Source organism: Streptomyces sp. NBC_01451 (assembly GCF_036227485.1).
Classification (GTDB): domain Bacteria; phylum Actinomycetota; class Actinomycetes; order Streptomycetales; family Streptomycetaceae; genus Streptomyces.
This window is the reverse complement of record NZ_CP109479.1, coordinates 2,714,430-2,735,933: the sequence shown is the minus strand read 5'-3', so window position 1 is coordinate 2,735,933 and position 21,504 is coordinate 2,714,430. Positions and strand designations below refer to the sequence as shown.

Sequence of the window (21,504 nt, the reverse complement as noted above, 5' to 3'; positions counted from 1 at the left end):
TACATGGCTGACGCGGCAGACTGACTCCCAACCAACCGGGGAGGAAGGTGCAGATGCCGACACGGCCCGCGCCGACAGAACGTCAGAAGCGCCTGGGTGCCGAGTTGCGCAAGATGCGGCTCGCGGCCGACAGAACCACCCAGTACGCTGCCGGGCTCCTCGGGCTCGACCGGACGAAGGTGTCCAACATGGAGTCGGGCGTGCGAGCCACCTCGCCCGAGCGGATCCGGATACTCGCAAGCAACTACGACTGCGCGGACGAGGATTACGTCAACGCGCTCGTGGCCCTGGCCGACTCACGCAGTCGCGGCTGGTGGGAGAGGTTCAGGGGCGCTCTCCCTCAAGGGCTGCTGGATGTGGCCGAGTTGGAGTGGTTCGCCACCCGGCTGCGCAGCTACCAGACCGTCCACATCCCGGGTCTGCTTCAGCTCGGCAGCTACGCCCGGGCCGTCTTCGACGCGGCTCTGCCCCCGCTGCCCAGGTCGGAGGTGGAACTACGCGTCGTGCAGCGACTGCAACGCCAGCAGGTGCTCGACCGCGACAACCCCGTCGACTACGTCGCGTACGTGCACGAGTGGGCGCTGCGCATGCAGTTCGGCGGGCGCCGGTCCACCCGCGAGCAGCTCACCCACCTGTGCGAGGCGTCCGAGCGCAAGCACGTCGACGTACGCGTGCTACCCGTCGAGGCCGGAGCCTTCCCCGGCGCCGGGCACGCCGTTCTGTACGCCGACGGTGCCGTCCCGCAACTGGACACCGTGCAGCTGGACTCCGCCCACGGCGGCGAGTTCACCCACGCCGATTCCCAACTCGCCAAGTACCGCGCCCACATGGACTGGTGGCACTCCCACACCCTGAGCCCTCAGGACTCGCGCGACCTCATCCACGCCATCGCCCAGCAACTCTGAGGAGAGCCACCATGCCCGACATCACCTGGGAAGAGCCCTACTGCGCTGAAGGAAACAACTGCTTTCGCATAGGCACCGACCCCCACGGCAACGCCTACATCGCCATCGCCGGCCAGGAGGACACCTACCTCACCGACACCCGAGACGCCCTCCGCACCCTCATCCAGGACATCAAGGCCGGCAAAGCCGACCACCTCCTGTGACCAGGTCGCCAAGGCCTTCTGCCGAATTCCGCGCGAGTTCGACGTCCTACCGCGGGTCCTCCGAGGAGTCGGGCAGGGCCTGGTTCTGGTCCTGGGCATGATCCGGTGCCTTCTGGATCGGATGGAGTGTGACCTCTCGCTCCTCCGGCAGCCAGTCGGCGTCGTCCTGGCCGAGCCGGATCGCGGCGGCGACGAGTTTGCCCGTGTCGACGTGGTAGGCGCCGTCCTCGTCCGGTTCCGTCTGCATCACCGCGTCGGTGATCGGGACCGAGACGTACCGCTCCTCGACGACCGTACGCCGCAGTCTGAACGACACCGAATAGCTCGCCATGATCTCCCCCTGTAGCCGTTGCTCGCCGTCCCCGGCAGGTCGAACGCCAACCTATGACACCTCCCGGGGCTCGGAAACGCGGAAGGGCGCCCCCTGTCACAGGAGGCGCCCTCACAGCCGTACAGGCTGCTGTACGACAGTCACGTCAGGCGTGTTCGCCCTCGCCCAGGTGATGCACGCGGACCATGTTCGTCGTGCCCGGGACGCCGGGCGGGGAGCCGGCCGTCATGACGACGATCTCGCCGATGTTGAAGCGGTTCAGCTTCAGCATCTCCTGGTCGACCAGGGAGACCATCTCGTCCGTGCTGTTGACGAACGGGACGACGTAACTGTCGACGCCCCAGCTCAGGGAGAGCTGGTTGCGGGTGCCCTCGTCGGTGGTGAAGGCGACGATCGGCTGGGCCGCGCGGTAGCGGGAGAGGCGGCGGGCCGTGTCGCCGGACTTGGTGAAGGCCACCAGGCCCTTGCCGCCGAGGAAGTCGGCGATCTCGCAGGCCGCGCGGGCGACCGAGCCGCCCTGCGTCTTCGGCTTCTTGCCGGGGACGAGGGGCTGGAGGCCCTTGGAGAGGAGCTCCTCCTCGGCCGCGGCCACGATCTTCGACATCGTGCGGACCGTTTCGAGCGGATACGCGCCGACCGACGACTCCGCGGACAGCATGACCGCGTCCGCGCCGTCCAGGATCGCGTTCGCCACGTCGGACGCCTCGGCGCGCGTCGGGCGGGAGTTGGTGATCATCGACTCCATCATCTGGGTCGCGACGATCACCGGCTTGGCGTTGCGCCGGCACAGCTCCACGAGGCGCTTCTGCACCATCGGGACCTTTTCGAGGGGGTATTCGACGGCGAGGTCGCCGCGGGCCACCATCACTCCGTCGAAGGCCGCGACGACCGCGTCCATGTTGTCGACCGCCTGCGGCTTCTCCACCTTGGCGATGACCGGGACGCGGCGCCCCTCCTCGTCCATGATCTTGTGGACGTCGTCCACGTCGCTCGCGTCGCGGACGAAGGACAGGGCGACCAGGTCGCAGCCCATGCGCAGGGCGAAGCGCAGGTCGTCGATGTCCTTCTCGGAGAGGGCCGGGACGTTCACGGCCGCGCCGGGCAGGTTGATGCCCTTGTGGTCCGAGATGACACCGCCCTCGATGACGATCGACTTCACCCGCGGACCCTCGACGTCCACGACCTTCAGCTCGACGTTGCCGTCGTTGATCAGGATCTGGTCGCCGCGCGACACATCACCCGGGAGGCCCTTGTACGTCGTACCGCAGATGGTCTTGTCACCGGGGACGTCCTCGGTGGTGATGACGAACTCGTCGCCCCGCACCAGCTCGACGGGGCCCTCCGCGAACGTCTCCAGGCGGATCTTCGGGCCCTGGAGGTCGGCGAGGACACCGATGGCCCGGCCGGTCTCCTTGGCGGCGGCACGGACCCGGTCGTACCGGCCCTGGTGCTCGGCGTGCGAGCCGTGGCTGAAGTTGAAACGGGCCACGTTCATGCCGGCCTCGATCAGCGACACGAGCATTTCGTGGGAGTCGACCGCGGGGCCGAGAGTACAAACGATTTTCGAACGGCGCATGGGGTGATCCTATCGGTTTGTTTCGCTTCGGAATATTCCGCCTGGTGGACGACGTAGAAGGCATGCACTGAACACAAAGGGGCGGGATAGCGCTCAGGTGAGGCTCTCCCATCAATATCCGCCAAGTGTCGTCAGTTGTCCGTTTCGCAGTCCGTTCCTACCAGCGCGTACGTCTGTGTCGCGATCTCCAGCTCCTCGTCCGTCGGGACGACCGCCACCGCGACCGGGGAGCCCGCGGGCGAGATCAGGCGGGCCTCCTGGCTCCGTACGGCGTTCAGGGCGCCGTCCACGGCCACTCCGAGGCCCTCCAGGCCCGCCACCGCCGCCTCGCGCACCGGCGCCGCGTTCTCGCCCACTCCGGCCGTGAACGCGATGGCGTCCACCCGGCCGAGTACCGCGTAATAGGCGCCGATGTACTTCTTCAGACGGTGGATGTAGATGTCGAAGGCCAGCCGGGCCGCCGGGGCGTCCGCGCCGCCCTCGTCGATACGGCGGCGGATTTCCCGCATGTCGTTGTCTCCGCACAGACCGAGCAGGCCGCTCTTCTTGTTGAGAAGAGTGTCGATCTCGTCCGTGGACATTCCCCCAACACGCGTCAAATGGAAGATGACGGCCGGGTCCAGGTCACCGGACCGGGTTCCCATGACCAGTCCCTCCAATGGCGTCAGCCCCATGGAGGTGTCCACGCACCTGCCGCCCCGTACGGCGGAAGCGGACGCCCCATTGCCCAGATGCAGCACGATCACGTTCACGTCCTCGGGTGCCCGGCCCAGGAGCCGCGCCGTCTCCCGGGACACGTACGCGTGGGACGTGCCGTGGAACCCGTACCGCCTGATGCGGTGCTCGTCGGCCGTCTTCACGTCGATCGCGTAGCGGGCCGCCGAATCCGGCATCGTGGTGTGGAAGGCCGTGTCGAAGACCGCTACCTGCGGGAGGTCGGGGCGCAGCGCCTGTGCCGTACGGATGCCGGTCAGGTTCGCCGGGTTGTGGAGCGGGGCCACCGGGATCAGGCGCTCGATCTCCGCGAGGACCGTGTCGTCGATGACCGTCGGCTCGGTGAAGGTCAGACCGCCGTGCACGACCCGGTGGCCGATGGCCGCCAACTCCTTTGATTCCAGGCCGAGTCCGTCCTTCGCCAGTTCCTCCGCCACCGCCTTGAGGGCGGCCTCGTGGTCGGCGATCGGGCCGGTGCGCTCGCGGGACGCGCCGCCCGTCGCCAGCGGGGTGTGCTTCAGGTGGGACGTCTCCTCGCCGATGCGCTCCACCAGGCCCACGGCGAGCCGGCTGCTGTCGCTCATGTCGAGCAGCTGGTACTTCACCGACGAGGAGCCGGAGTTGAGGACGAGGACGCGGGTCGCGGTCACTGCGCGGAAGCCTTTTCGGTAGGGGTGGAAGCGGCGGTGTCGCTGGCGGTGGCTGTCTGGGCCTGGATCGCCGTGATCGCGACCGTGGTGACGATGTCCGGGACCAGGGCGCCCCGGGACAGGTCGTTGACGGGCTTGCGCAGGCCCTGGAGGACCGGGCCGACGGCGATCGCGCCGGCCGAACGCTGCACGGCCTTGTAGGTGTTGTTGCCGGTGTTGAGGTCCGGGAAGATCAACACGCTTGCCTGGCCCGCGACTTCGGAGCCCGGGAGCTTGGTGGCGGCCACGGTCGGCTCAACGGCCGCGTCGTACTGGATCGGGCCTTCGATACGGAGGTCCGGGCGCCGCGAGCGCACCAGCTCGGTCGCCTCCCGCACCTTGTCGACGTCGGCCCCCGACCCGGACGTACCCGTCGAGTACGACAACATCGCGATCCTCGGCTCGACGCCGAACTGCTCGGCGGTCGCGGCCGACTGGATGGCGATGTCGGCCAACTGCTCGGCGTTCGGGTCGGGGTTGACCGCGCAGTCGCCGTAGACGAGGACCTTGTCGGCCAGGCACATGAAGAAGACCGAGGAGACGATGTCGGCGTCCGGCTTGGTCTTGATGATCTCGAAGGCGGGCCGGATCGTCGCGGCCGTGGAGTGCACCGACCCCGACACCATGCCGTCGGCCAGGCCCTCCTGGACCATCAGGGTGCCGAAGTAGTTGACGTCGGAGACGACGTCGTAGGCCAGCTCGACCGTGACGCCCCGGTGGGCGCGGAGGGCGGCGTACTTCTCGGCGAAGGAGTCCCGGAGTTCGGAGGTCGCCGGGTCGATCAACTGACAGCCGCCGAGGTCGATGCCCAGGTCGGCGGCCTTCTTGCGGATGCCGTCGACCGGGCCGAGCAGCGTCAGGTCGCACACGCTCCGGCGCAGCAGTACCTCGGCGGCGTGCAGGACGCGTTCCTCGGTGCCCTCGGGGAGGACGACCCGGCGCTTGTCGGCGCGGGCGCGTTCGAGGAGCTTGTGCTCGAACATCATCGGCGTGACACGGTCGCTGCTGGGTGCCGAGACGCGGGTGAGGAGTTCCGTGGTGTCCACGTGCCGTTCGAAGAGCCCCAGTGCCGTCTCCGCCTTGCGCGGGGTGGTCGCGTTCAACTTCCCCTCCAGGGAGAAGAGTTGGGCGGCGATGGGGAAGCTCGTGCCGGCCACGGAGACGACCGGGGTGCCCGGGGCGAGGCGGGCGGCCAGGGTGAGGACCTCGTTGCTGGGGCGCTCGTTCAGGGTCAGCAGGACGCCCGCGATGGGCGGCGTCCCGGCACTGTGCGCGGCCAGGGCGCCGACGACCAGGTCGGAGCGGTCACCGGGCGTGACGACCAGGCAGCCGGGGGTCAGTGCCGCCAGGAAGTTGGGCAGCATCGCGCCGCCGAAGACGAAGTCCAGCGCGTCACGGGCGAGGCCCGAGTCGTCGCCGAGGAGCACCTTGCCGCCGAGCGCGTGGGTGATCTGGGCGACCGTCGGCGCGGAGAGGGCGGGCTCGTCGGGGAGGACGTAACAGGGCACGGGGAGGCGGGAGCCGAGGCCCTCGGCGATACCGGCGCGGTCCTCGCGGGCGACGCGGTTGGCGATCATGGCGAGGACGTCGCAGCCCAGCGCCTCGTACGCGCGGTACGCGTTGCGCGTCTCGGCGAGCACCGACTCGGCGGTCTGGTTGCGTCCGCCGACCACCGCGACGACGGACGCGCCGAACTCGTTCGCGAGGCGCGCGTTGAGGGCCAGCTCGTCCGGGAACTGGGTGTCGGCGAAGTCGGTTCCCAGGACGAGGACGACGTCGTACTCGCGGGCGACGCGCAGGAAGCGGTCGACGAGGGTGGAGACGAGCTCGTCGGTGCCCTGCTCGGCCTGGAGCGCGGACGCCTCCGGGTAGTCCATGCCGTACACGGTCGCCGGGTCCTGGGAGAGGCGGTAGCGGGCGCGCAGCAGCTCGAAGAGGCGGTCCGGGTTGTCGTGCACCAGGGGGCGGAAGACGCCCACGCGATCGACCTGCCGGGTCAGGAGTTCCATGACCCCCAGCTCGACGACCTGGCGGCCGTCGCCCCGGTCGATACCGGTCACGTACACGCTGCGGGTCGTCACGCGTGCTCTCCGTTTCCATGCTCGCGAACAGGGCTCACCGCGGTGAGCGGAACCCTCTTGACAGTACCCGCGGCGCTGGCTACGGCGCCCGCCAGGATCGAGGGCCGGGCCAGGGCGTGAAACAATTGCAGTGACTCACCGGCATCACCGGCAAGCAGCGCCATCACAGCGATCAGAACGATCAGAGCCAGCAAAGCGATCAGGAGACACAGCACGATGCGCATCGGAGTTCTCACCGCAGGCGGCGACTGTCCGGGCCTGAACGCAGTGATCCGGTCGGTCGTGCACCGGGCGGTCACCCAGTACGACGACGAGGTCATCGGCTTCGAGGACGGTTACGCGGGGCTGCTCGACGGCCGCTACCGCACCCTCGACCTCGACGACGTCAGCGGCATCCTCGCCCGCGGCGGCACCATCCTCGGCTCGTCCCGGCTCCAGCGCGACCGGCTGCGCGAGGCCTGCGAGAACGCGCAGGACATGGCCCGCGAGTTCGGTATCGACGTCCTGATCCCGATCGGCGGCGAAGGCACGCTGACGGCGGCACGGATGCTGAGCGACGCCCGCCTGCCGGTGGTCGGCGTCCCGAAGACGATCGACAACGACATCTCGTCGACGGACCGCACCTTCGGCTTCGACACGGCGGTGGGTGTCGCCACGGAGGCGATGGACCGCCTGAAGACCACCGCCGAGTCCCACCAGCGGGTGATGGTCGTCGAGGTCATGGGTCGGCACGCGGGCTGGATCGCCCTGGAGTCCGGCATGGCCGCCGGCGCCCACGGCATCTGCCTCCCCGAACGGCCCTTCGACCCCGCCCACCTCGTGAAGATGGTCGAGGCACGGTTCGCCCGCGGCAAGAAGTTCGCGGTCATCTGCGTCGCCGAGGGCGCGCACCCCGCCGAGGGCAGCATGGACTACGGCCACGGCGCGATCGACCAGTTCGGCCACGAGCGCTTCCAGGGCATCGGTACGGCACTCGCGTACGAGCTGGAACGCCGGCTCGGCAAGGAGGCCAAGCCGGTCATCCTCGGCCACATCCAGCGCGGCGGCACGCCCACCGCGTACGACCGCGTCCTCGCGACCCGGTTCGGCTGGCACGCGGTGGAGGCCGCGCACCAGGGCCAGTTCGGACGGATGACGGCGCTGCGCGGGACGGACGTGGTGATGGTGCCGCTGGCGGAGGCGGTCACCGAGCTGAAGACGGTCCCGAAGGACCGGATGGACGAGGCGGAGTCGGTCTTCTAGGCCGCGTAGCCCTCGTAGGACGAGTGGTCGGTCTGGTTGTCCTCGTTGGTCCGGTCGGACTGGTTGTCGTTGTTGGTCTCCGGCCGGTCAAGGGGTGTTGGGGGCGAGGGAGTCGACCCTCGCCCAGAAGTGCTCCACGATCCGGTCGAGGAAGTCGCGGCCGGTGTGACTCGCCTCGGTCGTCGCCGCTGTTGCCGCGGCGCCGTCCGACCAGGTCAGGTTGGCGGCCAACTGCCCCTGGTAGTAGCGATGCAGCTCCTGGAGGGTGCTCTCCAGGAGCCGCCGGTTCAGCGGCACCATCTTGTTGACGGGGCGGACGTACGCCTGCCAGCGCGTCGTGACCGCGCTGCGCAGCAGGCCCGCGAGCTTGCCGTCGAGGCCGGTGAGAGCCATGAAATCGGCGAGCGAGAGTTCGAGCACCTCGGCGAGGATCGCGGACTGCCGTTCGGTTCCGCGCCACTCGCCGCTCTCCTCCATCCGTATGTAGACGAGGAGTTCGAGCCCGACGGCCCGGGCGACGTCCTCGGCGCCGAGTCCGCGCGTGGCACGGTGCTCGCGCAAGGTGCGGGGACGGCCGATCAGTTCGCAGGGTGCACACCACAACACACCGGCTAGAGCGGTGAGTTCGCTGGTGCCCGGGGCCATGATGTTGCGTTCCCAGGCGATCACGTGGTCGGGCGTGACGTACGGCAGCCCGTACGAGACCCGCATCCCGTACGCGACGTGTTCGGGGCCCATCCCGAGGGCCACACGGAGTCTGCGGGCGGCGTGGGCGTCGAAGGGCGGGGTCGGCGGCGTGGGCGGTGGGGGTGGAACTGGGGGTCGGCGCACGCGCCACAAGCTAGGGGTGCGGAGCGACGGTGACTACGTTCTGTTCGGCCACAATCACGGATTGTAGGAAGCTACGGGTTCGGGGCCGATTCGGGCTGGTCCGGTGCCGGCCGGAGCGCGTGGGGTGGGGGGTGGACGAGGAGTGCGTGGTTGCCTTCCGCGGGTGGCGGATCGTGCGAACGGCAAGGTGGTGGGGCATATGCGCGAGCGTTCGGCGGTGGGGTGGGCGAGGGCTTGAGACGGTGAGGTATCGGCACTGTGAGTGGGTGTCGAAGGTGGGTGCGGTGTGGTGGAGGGTTCGGTGGGGCGGGGTGGGGCGGGTGACTGGTGAGTAGGGGCGGCGCGAATTGAGCGGTCCGCCGGAGGGTCGCCGGTGTCCTGTCGTCGTTGCCTCGGCTGTCGTGGGGGTCGTCACTCCTTTGTGTCCGATGGGCGTGCGAGCGTCAAGTACGTGTTCAGGCGGGCATGTTGGGATTCCTGGAAGGCAGGGGGCACGTACCGTTGCCGAAAGCCGCGGGCCGCGGTCAGGATGGGCCGGGCTGCCGCGGCGGCCGGTCCGGCGGGCTTCTGAGCGCGTCGAGCGGCGTCGAGTGGCGTAGTGCGGCATCGGCTGACATCGGCCGGCATTGGGTGGCATCGGAAAGTGGTGGGGTGGTCCTGTGAGTGGTAAGACGGAGAAGATCGAGGGGCACATACGGGAGCGGCTGCTCGCCCCGAACTTCTGGCACCTCGCGACGGTCGGTGCGGACGGGATGCCGCAGGTGTCGCCGATGTGGGTCGACATCGAGGGCGACCACGTCATGGTCAACACGGCCATCGGCCGCGTGAAGGAGGAGAACCTCCGTATCAATCCCAACGTGTCGCTCTCGCACCACGACCCCGAGAACCCGTACGACCGTGCGGAGATCCGGGGGCGCGTGGTGCGGTTCGTCGAGGGCGAGGAGGCGGAACGTTCCATGGACCGGCTCACCAAGAAGTACATCGACCAGGACCGGTACCCGTGGCTGCTGCCGGGGGAGCGGCGCGTGATGCTGCTCATCGAGGTGACACGGGTGCGGCGGGTTGTGGGGGTGGAGCCGTTCAGGCCTGGGGTGCTGCCCGAGGCCTGAGGAGGTTTTCCGGCGGCGGGGCCGGCGGCTGTGGCGACGCGCGATCTGTGGCGGAGTTCCCGCGAAGTCGATCAGTGCGTCACCGATCTGCCGGCCTTCTGCCTCGTCCCGCTCGCCGGTCTCGCTGTCCACTGGGCGGGAGGTCGGGGCAGTCCCGCTCAACTCCCTTTCTCCCGCTGGCCCTTCACCCACCGGTACTGCAACTCCGGCCGCCCCACCTGCCCGTACTGCGGGCTCCGCGCCGCTCGGCCCGCGTCCACCAGGTGTTCCAGGTAACGCCGGGCCGTGATGCGCGAGATGCCTACCTCCTCGGCGACCCCGGCCGCGGTGAGGCCCTCGGTGCTGGCCCGGAGAGTCAGTGTGACCCGTTCCAGCGTGGGGGCGCTCAGGCCCTTGGGGAGGGCGGCGGGGCCCGGTGCGCGCAGGGTGGCCAGCGCGCGGTCGACCTCGTCCTGGCCGCTCGCCTCGCCCGCCGACGCGTGGTACTCGGCGTACCGCACCAGCCGGTCCCGGAGGGTCGCGAAGGTGAACGGCTTGAGCACGTACTGCACGACCCCCAGCGAGACCCCCTCCCGGACCACCGCCAGGTCCCGTGCCGACGTCACCGCTATCACGTCCGCGTGATAGCCGGCCGCCCGCAGCGAGCGGGCCAGCTGAAGCCCGTGTCCGTCGGGCAGGTGCAGGTCGAGCAGGAGCAGGTCGACGGGCGTACGGTCCAGCGCGCGCCGCGCCTCCGCGCCCGTGTGCGCCTTGCCCACGGCGGTGAACCCGGGCACCCGGCCGACGTACATGACGTGCGCGTCGGCGGCGACCGGGTCGTCCTCCACGACGAGAACGCGGATGGGGTCGGTCGTCGTGTCTCTGCGCGTCGTGTCTCTCGGGTCTCTCGGGTCGGTCATGCGTCGCCTCCTGGCAAGGCGGGCTCGGTGTGCTCGGCGGTCTCGGCGGTCTCGGCGGTCTTGGCAGTTGCGGTGGTCTTGGCGGTTTCGGTGGTTTCAGGGGCCTCAGTGCCGGGCTCGGTAGTGGTGGAGCCGATGGGAGCGTGACGTCCCGGAGCGTTCGTTGCCGGAACCGGCACGGGCGCCGCCACCTTAGGCAACGGCAGCCGTACCTCGAACTCCGCCCCGCCGCAGGCCGCTTCGGCCACCGTCAGCGTCCCGTCGTGCCGTGCCACCGCCTGCCGTACCAGAGCGAGCCCCAGACCCCGACCGCCCGGTCCCGCGGGCTTCGTCGTGAAACCCCGCTGGAAGACCGCCTCGGCGTGGGCCGGGTCGACGCCGGCGCCCGTGTCCGACACCCGCAGCACGAGCAGGGAGTCCTCCGTCAGGGCCGTCACCGTCACCCGGGACGCCCCCATGCCGCCCTCCACGCTTCCCTGGGCCGCGTCCACCGCGTTGTCGATGAGGTTGCCCAGGATGGTGACCAGGTCGCGGGAGGGGAGCGTGTCGGGGAGGAGGCCGTCGTCGAGGCTGCTGTCCTCCGACACCACCAGCTCCACGCCCCGTTCGTTCGCCTGCGCCGTCTTGCCGAGCAGCAGGGCGGCCAGCACCGGTTCGCTGACCGCCGCGACCACCTGGTCGGTGAGCGCCTGGGCCAGTTCCAGTTCGGCGGTCGCGAAGTCCACGGCCTCCTCGGCCCGGCCCAGCTCGATCAGGGACACGACGGTGTGGAGGCGGTTCGCGGCCTCGTGCGCCTGTGAGCGCAGCGCCTGCGTGAAACCGCGTTCGGAGTCCAACTCGCCCATCAGGGACTGGAGTTCCGTCACATCGCGCAGGGTGACGACCGTGCCCCGGCGCTCGCCGCTCGACACCGGGGAGGTGTTGACGACCAGGACCCGGTCGGCGGTCAGATGCACCTCGTCGACACGCGGCTCGGCCGACAGCAGCGCACCCGTCAGCGGCGCCGGCAGCCCCAGTTCGGCCACGGACCGGCCGACGACGCTTCCCGAACCCGAGCCCGAGCCCGAACCCGAGCCCGAACCTGCACCCGTACCCGTACTCGCGCCCGAACCCGCGCCCGCGCCTTCCTCCGGGACGCCCAGCAGCTCCCGCCCGCCGTCGTTCATCAGCGCCACCTTGTACTGCCCGTCCAGCATCAGCAGCCCCTCGCGTACGGCGTGCAGGGCGGCCTGGTGGTAGTCGTGCATACGGCTCAGCTCGGCCGCGTTCATCCCGTGCGTGTGGCGGCGCAGGCGCGCGTTGATCACGTACGTGCCGATCGCGCCCAGCGCCAGCGCGCCCACCGCGACCCCGATCAGCGCCGTGACCTGGTCCTGGACCCGGGCACTGATCTCCTCGACCCGGATACCGGCGCTGACCAGCCCGATGATCTCGCTGTCGGGGTTCTCGGAGCCGTCGGCCCGGATCGGGGTCACCGCGCGGACGGACGGGCCGAGCGTGCCGGAGAACACCTCCGTGAACGACTCGCCGCGCAGCGCGCGCTCCCGGTGTCCGAGGAAGCGCTGCCCGATCTGCTCCTTGTCGGGGTGGGTCCAGCGGATGCCCTCGGGGTTCATGATCGTGATGAAGTCGACGTCCGTGTGCTGCTGCACCTGGAGGGCGTACGGCTGGAGCAGCGTCGTCGGTTCGGGAGCGGTGAGTATCGCCTCGCGCACCGAGGGGGCGTCCGCGACGGAACGGGCGACGGCCATCGCCTGGCGGCCCGCCGCGTCCTCGGCCTGACTGCGGTCGCTGAGGTACGTGAACAGCGCACATCCGGCCACCACGACCGCGATCAGCACGGCCTGCATCGCGAACAGCTGGGCGGCCAGGCTGCGGGGTCCGGGGACGCGGGGGAAGCGCATGGTGTCAGTCTGCCTCTCCTTATAAGTGTGAACTAAATGAACGGAAGGGTGACCGCCCTCACAGGCCGCGGGATAGTCACGGCATCGCAGGGACGCGATTCACGGGCCTTGGCCTGTTTTCGGTCGCCGCCCGCGACCCCGAAGCACCATCGCATTCCCAGCACAACTTTCTCCCCATCCCCCGGACGTGAGCCGCACGCCGGTGATGCCGACGACGACGTCAAGGAGGGCAGCCGTGGCCACCTCATCCTCAACGGCACCTGCCGCACCCGCCGCCAAGCGGGACCGTACCCACTACCTCTACATCGCGGTCATCGCCGCGGTGGCCGCCGGTATCGCCGTGGGCCTGATCGCCCCGGACTTCGCCGTCGAGCTGAAGCCGATCGGAACCGGCTTCGTGAACCTGATCAAGATGATGATCTCGCCGATCATCTTCTGCACGATCGTGCTCGGTATCGGTTCGGTACGGAAGGCCGCGAAGGTCGGCAAGGTCGGCGGTATCGCGCTCGGCTACTTCGTGCTCATGTCGTTCGTCGCGCTGGGCATCGGCCTCGTCGTCGGCAACATCATCGAGCCGGGTACCGGCCTCGCGCTGACCGACGCCGTCAAGGAGACCGGCCAGGCGCAGGTCGCGGCCGAGGCCAAGGACACCACCGAGTTCCTGCTCGGGATCATCCCGACCACGTTCGTCTCCGCCTTCACCGGCGGGGAGGTCCTCCAGACGCTGCTCATCGCCCTGCTCGCCGGGTTCGCGATCCAGGCCATGGGCTCGACCGGCGCGCCGATCCTGCGCGGTGTCGAGCACATCCAGCGGCTCGTCTTCCGCATCCTCGGCATGGTCATGTGGGCCGCCCCCATCGGCGCGTTCGGTGCCATGGCCGCGGTGACCGGGTCCGCAGGTGTCGACGCGCTCAAGCAGCTCGCCGTCCTGATGCTGTCCTTCTACCTCACCTGTTTCCTCTTCGTCTTCCTGGTGCTCGGTGCGCTGCTGAAGATCTTCACGGGCCTCAACGTCTTCACGCTCTTCAAGTACCTGGGCCGTGAGTTCCTGCTGATCCTCTCGACCTCCTCCTCCGAGTCCGCGCTGCCGCGCCTCATCGCGAAGATGGAGCACCTGGGCGTCAGCAAGCCGGTCGTCGGCATCACCGTCCCGACCGGCTACTCGTTCAACCTCGACGGCACCATGATCTACATGACCATGGCGTCCCTGTTCATCGCCGACGCCATGGGCACGCCGATGTCGGTCAGCGAGCAGATCCCGCTGCTCCTCTTCCTGCTCGTCGCCTCGAAGGGCGCGGCGGGTGTCACCGGCGCCGGTCTCGCGACCCTGGCCGGCGGCCTCCAGTCGCACAAGCCCGCCCTGGTGGACGGCCTCGGCCTGATCGTCGGCATCGACCGCTTCATGAGCGAGGCCCGCGCCCTCACGAACTTCGCGGGCAACGCGGTCGCCACGGTCCTGATCGGCACCTGGACCAACGAGATCGACAAGGAGCGCGTCGCGGAGGTTCTCGCCGGCCGGCACCCGTTCGACGAGAAGACGCTCATCGACGAGAACGACGGCTTCCACCCGGACCCCGCCGACACCGAGGTCACCGAGCCGGGCGGCGAGAAGGAACTCGCCAAGGCCTGATCCGAGGCCCGATCCGAGGCCCGATCCCAGGTCCGAGAGCGATCCTGAGACCGATCCTGATCCCAGGCCTGATCCAAAGGCCAGGTCCCGGGATCGGACCGGGTCGGTCCGGCTCCGTCGACTCCGGGCGGCTGAGGTGCTCCCCCGTCCCTCAGCCGCCCGGGCACAGGCCCCGGGCGCACGTTCCACGCCGGGCAGGCTCCCGCTCTCCCGGACTCGGAACGACAGTCAGATCCCGGAAACCCCGGATGGCACGGACACTCCCCAGTAGTCCAGTCACCCGGCCTGGGGCCCCCGGCAGGTCCGCCGGAGCCCCAGGACCTCGAAAAACGCCGAGCGGCCAGGCACTCCCCCGAAGCCTGGCCGCTCGGCCGTTTCCGTGTCCGGTGACAGCAGTTCGTCGGCAGTGCAGTTCGCCGAGACGACGGTTCGCCGAGACGACGGTTCACCGGTACCGCGGTTCGCCGGTACGGCGGTGAGCCGACCCGCTGCCCAGCCGATACGCCGCCGTTCAGCCGACAGGCCGTTCGGCCCGCGCGTCGCTCAGTTCGGCCACCAGCGCGGTGGCCCGGGCGACGGGGACTCCCGCCGCGGCCAGCAGGGTGACCGCGGCCGAACGGCCCGCCTCCTCCGCCCCGAGGAGCCCGTCGTTCACGGCCTCCATCAGCGCGAACAGCATCTGCTCGTGCACGTACGCCAGTGCCGGCGCGGGCAGGGACGAGGTGAAGACGCCCTCCTCCAGGCCTCGCCGGAGCACTTCGACAGCAGCCTCGCGGACCGGGGTGAACCGGTCGCGGATGCCCTGCACGGTGACGCTGCGCTGGGCGAGCCCGACGAGGATGCGGTAGCGGTCGGCGACCTGCCAGACCGCGAGCGTGGACCGGGCGACACACTCCGCCGGGTCCTCCGCCGCGCCCTCGGTCCCCTCGGCGTGCGCGGCGGCCACCGCCTCCACGGCGCCGTCGAGCAGCGTGCTGATCAGCGCCTCCCGGCTCGGGAAGTGCCCGTACACAGTCCGTCGTACGACACCCGCGGCGCGCGCGATCTGGTCCATCGAGGCGTCGGGGTCGCGCAACAGTTCGGCGAGGGCGACGTCGAGAATGCGGCGGCGATTCGTGTCGGCGCGGCTGGTGGAACCCGTGGTCATGGCTGACATTGTGCCTTCCTTTCCTTCTATTTGCACACCACTGTGCATCGGGGTATGTTGCACATTATTGTGCAACTGCACGTCGCTGTGCAAAACGATCAGTCACCAGCCGGTGATCACAGCCAGTAAGGAAGGCGCTCCCGTGGCCATGCGACTCTTCAGGACGGAACCCGTCGAGGGGATGACCCGCCCCTACGCCCGGCGCTGGTGGGCGCTCCTCGTGCTCTGCCTCAGCCTGCTGATCATCGTGATGGCGAACACCGCCCTCACTGTCGCCGCCCCCGACATGACCCAGGACCTGGGCCTGTCCAGCGCCGACCTCCAGTGGGTCATCGACGGCTACACCGTCCCGTACGCGGCCCTGATGCTGCTGCTCGGCGCGATCGGCGACAAGTACAGCCGGCGCGGGGCGCTCGTCCTCGGTCTGGTCGTCTTCGGCGCCGGGTCGGTCGCGGGCTCGCTGGTCGGTTCGGCCACCGGGGTCATCGCGGCCCGTGCCGTCATGGGCGTGGGCGCGGCGCTGATCATGCCCGCGACGCTCTCCCTCCTCGCCGCGACCTTCCCGCGCGCCGAACGCGCCAAGGCGATCACCCTGTGGACCGCCACCGCCGGCCTCGCCATCGCGGCCGGTCCGCTGGTCGCGGGCGCACTGCTGGAGGACCACGGCTGGGCCTCGACGTTCCTGATCAACGTGCCGATCGCCGTGCTCGCGATCATCGGCGCCTTCGTCCTCGTACCGCCGTCCAAGGCGGGCCACCACGACCGGATCGACTACGTCGGCGGTCTGCTGTCCGTGGTGTGGATCGGCGCGCTGGTCTACATGATCATCGAAGGACCGCACTTCGGCTGGGGCGTCAAGGCGGTCACGGCGGCGGTCGCCGCGGGTCTCGGCCTCGTCCTCTTCGTCGTATGGGAACTGCGCCACCCGCGCCCCGTCCTCGATGTACGACGCTTCACCCAGCGCCGGTTCGCGGGCTCGAACCTCGCTGTCGCCCTGTTCTTCCTCGCTGTCTTCGGCGCGTTCTACTACCTCACCCAGCACCTCCAGTTCGTGCTCGGCTACGACGCCCTGGACACCGGCCTGCGCATGCTGCCCCTCGCCGGCGCGGTCTTCGTCGGCTCGGCCCTCACCGCCTACTTCACCCCGCGCGTCGGCATGAAGGTCACGGTCACGGCGGGCATGGTCGGCGGTACGGCGGCCCTCGCCCTGCTCTCGCAGGTGGACTCCGGTTCGTCGTACGGGACTTTCGTCGCGCCTCTCGTCGTCCTCGGCCTCGCGATCGGCCTGGCACTCTCCCCGTGCACGGACGCGATCATGGGGGCGTTCCCCGAGGCCGAACTGGGCGTCGGCGGCGCGGTGAACGACACCTCGCTGGAACTCGGCGGCTCGCTCGGCATCGCGATCCTCGGCTCACTGCTCTCCACGTCGTACGCCTCCCACCTCACCGACGCGACGAGCGGCAGCAAGCTGCCGACGGACGCGCTGAGTTCGGCCCAGGACTCGGTCGGCGCGGGCTACCAGGTGGCCCAGGCGATCGGCGCACAGGCCCAGCAGCTCGCGGCACAGGCGTCGCAGGCGGCGAGCGCGGGAAACACCGCGCAGGCGGCCGAGTTGAAGGCGCAGGCGACTCAACTCGCCCAGGGGGCGCGGCAGATGGCTGACGCCGTCGGCTCGTCCTTCTCGGACGCGGTGGCCCACACCAGCCTGATCGGGGCGGTGATCCTGGGGGTGGGCACGGTGCTGGTCGCTGTTCTCCTGCCGGGGAAGTCGCACCTCGGTGAGCAAGCGGCGGAGGCAGTGACGGAAACGGGCACGGAGACGGTGACGGAGGCGGAGGCGGAGGCGCGGACGGAAACGGAAACGGAGAAGATGGTCGAGACGGAGACGGTGACGGAGACCGGGACGGGGACGGAAGCCGAAGTCTCCGGCGAGGCGTCCGAGCTCACGCGTACGGGTCGGTGATCTCCCTCAACAAGGTGAGCGCCTCGCGGAGTTGAGTCATCCGGCGCTTGCCGAGATGGGCCTCCCACTCCGCCTCCACCTCGGCCACCACCCTGGCGGCGACGGGCTGCGCGGCACGCGCCCGCTCCGCGAGACACACCAGTCGGGCCCGTCTGTCGGACGGGTCCGGCTCCCGCGTGACATAGCCCGCCTTCTCCAGCTGGTCGACCAGGAATCCGGCGGTCTGCTTGGTGATCTGGGCCTGTTCGGCCAGTTCGGTGAGCCGGGTGCCGTCCGGGCCGACGCGCTGGAGCACGCGGGCCTGGGCGGGCGTGAAGTCGTCGAAACCGGCCTCGGCGAGCACGGCGAAGATACGGCTCTCCAACGCCCGGTACGGGAGGAAGAGGAGCAGCCCGGTGCTGAGCTCACTCTCGGGTACGGCGGATGCGGCAGCCATGGTCGGCACTCTCCTCCGGCTTGACTTTGGTAAGAGACTCTGACTAATTTGGTCAGGGAAGCTTACCACTTGAGGCGGCGGTGATCCCCATGGGAGTCGTGCTGGAGACGGACGAGCGCTGGCAGGTCGTCGACGACGAGCGCGCGAGCCTGGCGGAGCTGCTGGCGGGACTGAGCGCGGCGGAGTGGGAGCGGCCCACCCGGTGCGGTGACTGGCGCGTACGTGATGTGGCCGCGCATCTGACCATCGCGGCACGTATGTCGTACGGCACGGTGGCACGGGAATTCGTCCGCGCCCGGGGGAACGTCGACCGGATGATCCACGACACGGCGGTCCAGGAGGCGCGGCTGCCGGTCGAGGAGATCGTCGCCAACCTGCGCGCGACCGTCGGCTCCCGTCGGCTGGCACCCGGTACGACCCGTCGCGAACCCCTGATCGACATCCTCGTCCACGGCCAGGACATCGCACGGGCGCTGGGCAGGGAGCGCGTGATGCCTCCGGCGGCGGCGCGGGACGCGGCCGACCGGGTGTGGACGATGCGGTTTCCGCCGCGCCCGTGGCCGTTGCCGGAGGCGCGGCTGGTCGCTACGGACATCGAATGGACGCGGGGGGAGAAGGACCGCAGGGAGATCCGCGGCCCGATCTCGGCACTGCTGCTTCTTCTCACGGGACGGGACGGGTAAAAGACAGACAGCGGCAGGCAGGGGCAGGCAAGGGCAGAGGGTGGCAGGCGGGGACGGCGGGGGCGAGGGCCTCAGGGGCGGAGGTCCGCCACGAGGCGGAACCGTTCCAGTACCACCGCTGTCGCGTCCGCCACGGTGAACCCGGGATCGCCCAGAGCCGCCCGCATCTCCGCGCTGTGCCAGAACCGCTCGTGACCGGCCCGCCACGCGGCCACGTCGGCATACCCCTCGCCCTCGTCCAGCGCGTGGGCGAGATCCACCTCGGCCAGCGGGACCACCCGTACGCCCGTGACCTCGATGATCCCCACCGGCCGGTCCTCGGAGTCGACGACCACCGAACGACTCCCGGTCTCCGGCAGAGCCTCACCGTCGTGCTCGTACTCCACGACGAGCCCGGTCGTGGACGTCTTCGAACCGTCGAGAATCGCGGCGACGAGCCGGTCGCGCAGCGGACCGGGAAAGGCGAACTCGGCCTTGGGGAGACCCTCGGGCGTCGGAAGGCCGGCGGGCTGGGACGGCGGAGAATGCTGCGGCTCGGAGGGCGTCATGGGGTCACACTAGGGGCCGGCGCCGACTCCGTTTCCTGGCACGCCAATTGCGTGCCGTACCGCGCTTCACCTCCCCCTTCCCGCCTCCGCGGCAAGCATCTCGGCGACAGCTCGCGGCAGCCATTCCTGGACATGGCCGAAGGTGAACCCGAGTTCGGTGGCCCGGGAGTTGTCCATGCCGTACGAGCGGGAGAAGGAGAACGGGGAGACCTTGCCGACGTCGACGTTCTGGAAGACGGTCCTGCCGTCGGGGATGTGCAGGGCCACGGCCGCGCACAACTCCTCGGTGGTCAGCAGGCCGTGGGATGCCGCGTTGACCGGCCCGGTGAAATTCTCGCCCACCGCCCAGAACAGGAAGTCGGCGATCTCCTCGACGTGGATATAGGTCGCGGGCCGGTTCTCGGTCGGTACGGCGATCGGGGTGCCGGTACGGATGCGCCGGGCATAGTGGTCGAGTCTGCCGGTGAAGTCGTCTTCCCCGCCCAGGACATGGGCCACGCGTACGGCGGTGTACGGAAACGGGAGCTCCGCGGCGTCGGCCGCCGGGTCGCCCGAGGCGTCGGTGCCGTCGGGGTCGGCGCCGGTGGACGCGAGGACCGCCTCGGCCTGGCGTTTCCCCTCGCCGTAGTGCGTCTCGCGGAACTCCGGCTTGTGCCAGGGGAGTTCGAGCCGGACGGGGACGGTACGCGGATCGACGGCGTCCTCGCGCACGGGGACAACGGTGTCTTCGTAGACGAGGGAGTCCTCGTACTCGTACACCTCGACCGTGGACGTCAGCACATAGCGGCGGGTACGGCCGCCGGAGAAGACGCGCCGGGCGGTCGCCGCCTGGCGGGGTGTGTAGCAGACCTGGTCGACGACGGCGTCGAAGGCGCGGTCGCCGAGAGCGGAATTCAGCGCGGCCTCGTCGTCCCGGTCGGCGACTAGGTGAATTGCCCCGGCAGGCGGTGAAGCGGAACCCCGGTTGAGAACAGTCACCCGGTCTCCGGCCGCCATCAGCCGGTCGATGAGCCGCTTTCCGAAATAGCGATTACCGCCGATGACCAATACGTCACGCATGACGTCCCCTCCCCGTTGTTGACCTTGCGATCATAATTCTCCTGACGCACCAGTGAGTTCTGAAGGGGGAGTCATGGGACATACGGCCGGGGTACCGAAAGAACCACGGCAGTCGCGGGCCGCGGCCAACGAAACGGCGGTGGCCTTCGACGCGCTGGACCGGCAGATCCTGGGGCTCCTCCAGACCGACGGCCGGATCAGACTGAGCGAGCTGGGCAGGAGGGTGCGGCTGAGCCCGGCGGCGGTCACGGAGCGCGTACGCCGGCTGGAGTCGGCGGGCGCGATCACCGGATACGGCGCCCGTGTCGCCCCCTCGCGCCTCGGCTACGGCATCCAGGCCTTCGTCCGGGTCAATCCGCACGGGGGCTACACCCTCAAGCACCCCAGGACCCTGGAGCAGCTCGCCCGCCCCGAGATCACCGAGGTGCACCACGTGGTCGGCGAGGACTGCTGGATCCTCAAGGTGGCCGTGGAGCACACGGTCCACCTGGAGGACATCCTCGAACAGACGTCGGCGCTGGGCCGGACGACCACGTCGATCGTCCTCTCCTCCCCGGTAGTGGGGAAGCCGCTGCTGCCACCGGGGTGAGCCCGCGGAGGTTGCCTTGACGTCGGCGTCAAGGACTACGTTCGTACGTATGCGAATCGGCATGCGGATCGGCGAGCTGGCGGCTCGGGCCGGGACCACCACACGGACCCTGCGGTACTACGAGTCGCGGGGGCTGCTGCCCGCGCGGCGCGCGGACAACGGCTACCGCGCCTACGACGAGGACGACCTGAGGCTGCTCCGGCAGATCCGGACCCTCCAGGACTTCGGGTTCGACCTGGAGGAGACCCGGCCCTTCGTGGACTGCCTGCGGGCGGGTCACCCGGAGGGTGACTCCTGCCCGGCGTCACTAGCCGTCTACCGCCGCAAGCTGTACGAACTCGACGCGCTGATCGGTGAGTTGCAGTCGGTACGGGCCAAGGTCGGCGAACAGCTGACGCGGGCCGAGCGGGCGCGCGACGAACTGGCGGCCGAGGCGACGGTTCCGGGCGGTCCGGAACCGGCATGCGAATGGGGAGGACCAACACGATGATCAAGGCGGCGGGTGTGGCCGAGGTGACGGACGCGGACTTCGAGGCGGAGGTGATCGGGGCCGAATTGCCGGTCCTGGTGGAGTTCACGGCCGACTGGTGCCCACCGTGCCGCCAGATGGCCCCGGTGCTGAGCGCCCTCGCGGCGGAGGAGTCCGACCGTCTGAAAGTGGTCCAGCTGAACGTGGACACCAACCCCCTGACGACCAACGCGTACCGGGTGCTGTCCATGCCGACGTTCATGGTGTTCCGGGGCGGGGAGCCGGTGCGGTCGATGGTGGGGGCCCGGCCGAAAAGGCGGTTGCTGGAGGAGCTGTCCGACGTGTTCTGACGCACTCCGGGCCACGGACCAAGAAAGAAATCCCCCGGGCGATTGCGCCCGGGGGATTTCTTTGCGTATATTCAATGGTTCGCGACTTTGCTTGAATCGGGTCACGAGAAGTTCATTGAGCAGAGTATATCCGAGCGGGAGCGGAA

At 69.7% G+C, this 21,504-nt stretch carries 22 protein-coding genes; 10 read left to right on the top strand and 12 right to left on the bottom strand.

The window, feature by feature from the left end; all coding sequences use genetic code 11:
• Window positions 1-53 precede the first annotated feature (53 nt).
• Both OG595_RS11540 and OG595_RS11535 read left to right on the top strand, forming a co-directional pair.
• Window positions 54-905, top strand: coding sequence for a helix-turn-helix domain-containing protein (locus OG595_RS11540; protein ID WP_329270759.1), 852 nt, complete (start codon window positions 54-56; stop codon window positions 903-905).
• A gap of 11 nt (window positions 906-916) precedes the next feature.
• Window positions 917-1,108 carry a hypothetical protein gene (locus OG595_RS11535; protein ID WP_329270756.1) on the top strand — a complete coding sequence of 64 codons (192 nt, stop codon included), beginning with the start codon at window positions 917-919 and terminating at the stop codon, window positions 1,106-1,108.
• 46 nt (window positions 1,109-1,154) lie between these two features.
• Here the strand turns inward: OG595_RS11535 and OG595_RS11530 are convergent, their stop codons facing one another.
• The 5 genes from OG595_RS11530 to OG595_RS11510 form a co-directional block, all read right to left on the bottom strand.
• The gene (locus tag OG595_RS11530; protein ID WP_329270753.1) at window positions 1,155-1,439 is read right to left on the bottom strand and encodes a hypothetical protein; all 285 of its coding nucleotides are present in this window, start codon (window positions 1,437-1,439) and stop codon (window positions 1,155-1,157) included.
• A gap of 145 nt (window positions 1,440-1,584) precedes the next feature.
• A complete protein-coding gene (gene pyk, locus OG595_RS11525; protein ID WP_329270751.1) occupies window positions 1,585-3,015 on the bottom strand; it encodes a pyruvate kinase in 1,431 nt (476 codons plus the stop codon).
• Between the two features lie 131 nt (window positions 3,016-3,146).
• Window positions 3,147-4,379, bottom strand: a complete 1,233-nt coding sequence (locus OG595_RS11520) for an acetate kinase (protein WP_329270748.1) — start codon at window positions 4,377-4,379, stop codon at window positions 3,147-3,149.
• Window positions 4,376-6,499 carry a phosphate acetyltransferase gene (pta, locus tag OG595_RS11515; protein ID WP_329270746.1) on the bottom strand — a complete coding sequence of 708 codons (2,124 nt, stop codon included), beginning with the start codon at window positions 6,497-6,499 and terminating at the stop codon, window positions 4,376-4,378. Before pta ends, OG595_RS11520 begins: the two co-directional genes overlap by 4 nt.
• The gene (locus tag OG595_RS11510; RefSeq protein ID WP_329270744.1) at window positions 6,496-6,723 is read right to left on the bottom strand and encodes a hypothetical protein; all 228 of its coding nucleotides are present in this window, start codon (window positions 6,721-6,723) and stop codon (window positions 6,496-6,498) included. Before OG595_RS11510 ends, pta begins: the two co-directional genes overlap by 4 nt.
• Between OG595_RS11510 and OG595_RS11505 the strand changes: the two genes are divergently transcribed.
• Window positions 6,716-7,741 (top strand): ATP-dependent 6-phosphofructokinase, encoded by a 1,026-nt coding sequence (locus tag OG595_RS11505; protein ID WP_329270742.1) that lies wholly within the window; start codon window positions 6,716-6,718, stop codon window positions 7,739-7,741. The two genes, OG595_RS11510 and OG595_RS11505, sit on opposite strands and share 8 nt — an antisense overlap.
• 87 nt (window positions 7,742-7,828) lie before the next feature.
• Here the strand turns inward: OG595_RS11505 and OG595_RS11500 are convergent, their stop codons facing one another.
• On the bottom strand, window positions 7,829-8,572 hold the full coding sequence (locus OG595_RS11500; protein WP_329270740.1) for a helix-turn-helix domain-containing protein: 744 nt from the start codon (window positions 8,570-8,572) through the stop codon (window positions 7,829-7,831).
• Window positions 8,573-9,231: 659 nt separating this feature from the next.
• Here OG595_RS11500 and OG595_RS11495 point away from each other — a divergent pair.
• The gene (locus OG595_RS11495; RefSeq protein ID WP_329270738.1) at window positions 9,232-9,681 is read left to right on the top strand and encodes a PPOX class F420-dependent oxidoreductase; all 450 of its coding nucleotides are present in this window, start codon (window positions 9,232-9,234) and stop codon (window positions 9,679-9,681) included.
• 158 nt (window positions 9,682-9,839) lie between these two features.
• Here OG595_RS11495 and OG595_RS11490 read toward each other — a convergent pair whose 3' ends face one another.
• Together OG595_RS11490 and OG595_RS11485 are read right to left on the bottom strand one after the other, a co-directional pair.
• Window positions 9,840-10,580 carry a response regulator gene (locus OG595_RS11490; RefSeq protein WP_329270736.1) on the bottom strand — a complete coding sequence of 247 codons (741 nt, stop codon included), beginning with the start codon at window positions 10,578-10,580 and terminating at the stop codon, window positions 9,840-9,842.
• On the bottom strand, window positions 10,577-12,484 hold the full coding sequence (locus OG595_RS11485) for a sensor histidine kinase (RefSeq protein ID WP_329270733.1): 1,908 nt from the start codon (window positions 12,482-12,484) through the stop codon (window positions 10,577-10,579). Before OG595_RS11485 ends, OG595_RS11490 begins: the two co-directional genes overlap by 4 nt.
• Window positions 12,485-12,689: 205 nt before the next feature.
• Here OG595_RS11485 and OG595_RS11480 point away from each other — a divergent pair, with 205 nt between their 5' ends.
• Window positions 12,690-14,114 (top strand): cation:dicarboxylate symporter family transporter, encoded by a 1,425-nt coding sequence (locus OG595_RS11480; RefSeq protein ID WP_443073332.1) that lies wholly within the window; start codon window positions 12,690-12,692, stop codon window positions 14,112-14,114.
• Window positions 14,115-14,625: 511 nt separating this feature from the next.
• On the opposite strand, the gene OG595_RS11475 is transcribed toward OG595_RS11480, so the two are convergent.
• Window positions 14,626-15,270, bottom strand: a complete 645-nt coding sequence (locus OG595_RS11475; RefSeq protein WP_329270727.1) for a TetR/AcrR family transcriptional regulator — start codon at window positions 15,268-15,270, stop codon at window positions 14,626-14,628.
• 139 nt (window positions 15,271-15,409) lie between these two features.
• Here OG595_RS11475 and OG595_RS11470 point away from each other — a divergent pair, with 139 nt between their 5' ends.
• A complete protein-coding gene (locus tag OG595_RS11470) occupies window positions 15,410-17,224 on the top strand; it encodes an MFS transporter (RefSeq protein WP_329282808.1) in 1,815 nt (604 codons plus the stop codon).
• Here OG595_RS11470 and OG595_RS11465 read toward each other — a convergent pair.
• The gene (locus OG595_RS11465; RefSeq protein WP_329270725.1) at window positions 17,205-17,660 is read right to left on the bottom strand and encodes a MarR family winged helix-turn-helix transcriptional regulator; all 456 of its coding nucleotides are present in this window, start codon (window positions 17,658-17,660) and stop codon (window positions 17,205-17,207) included. The genes OG595_RS11470 and OG595_RS11465 overlap by 20 nt on opposite strands.
• Before the next feature lie 89 nt (window positions 17,661-17,749).
• On the opposite strand from OG595_RS11465, the gene OG595_RS11460 reads away from it, so the two are divergent.
• Window positions 17,750-18,343, top strand: a complete 594-nt coding sequence (locus OG595_RS11460; protein WP_329270723.1) for a maleylpyruvate isomerase family mycothiol-dependent enzyme — start codon at window positions 17,750-17,752, stop codon at window positions 18,341-18,343.
• Between the two features lie 71 nt (window positions 18,344-18,414).
• On the opposite strand, the gene OG595_RS11455 is transcribed toward OG595_RS11460, so the two are convergent.
• Both OG595_RS11455 and OG595_RS11450 read right to left on the bottom strand, forming a co-directional pair.
• Window positions 18,415-18,891 carry an ASCH domain-containing protein gene (locus tag OG595_RS11455; RefSeq protein ID WP_329270720.1) on the bottom strand — a complete coding sequence of 159 codons (477 nt, stop codon included), beginning with the start codon at window positions 18,889-18,891 and terminating at the stop codon, window positions 18,415-18,417.
• Between the two features lie 66 nt (window positions 18,892-18,957).
• Window positions 18,958-19,950, bottom strand: coding sequence for an NAD-dependent epimerase/dehydratase family protein (locus tag OG595_RS11450; RefSeq protein WP_329270718.1), 993 nt, complete (start codon window positions 19,948-19,950; stop codon window positions 18,958-18,960).
• A gap of 73 nt (window positions 19,951-20,023) precedes the next feature.
• Here OG595_RS11450 and OG595_RS11445 point away from each other — a divergent pair, with 73 nt between their 5' ends.
• The 3 genes from OG595_RS11445 (at window position 20,024) to OG595_RS11435 (ending at window position 21,358) form a co-directional block, all read left to right on the top strand.
• Entirely contained in the window at window positions 20,024-20,539 is a 516-nt protein-coding gene (locus OG595_RS11445; protein WP_443073009.1) for an Lrp/AsnC family transcriptional regulator, read from the top strand.
• 61 nt (window positions 20,540-20,600) lie between these two features.
• Entirely contained in the window at window positions 20,601-21,029 is a 429-nt protein-coding gene (locus tag OG595_RS11440; RefSeq protein ID WP_329282804.1) for a MerR family transcriptional regulator, read from the top strand.
• Window positions 21,030-21,043: 14 nt separating this feature from the next.
• On the top strand, window positions 21,044-21,358 hold the full coding sequence (locus OG595_RS11435) for a thioredoxin family protein (RefSeq protein WP_329282802.1): 315 nt from the start codon (window positions 21,044-21,046) through the stop codon (window positions 21,356-21,358).
• Window positions 21,359-21,504: the final 146 nt, after the last annotated feature.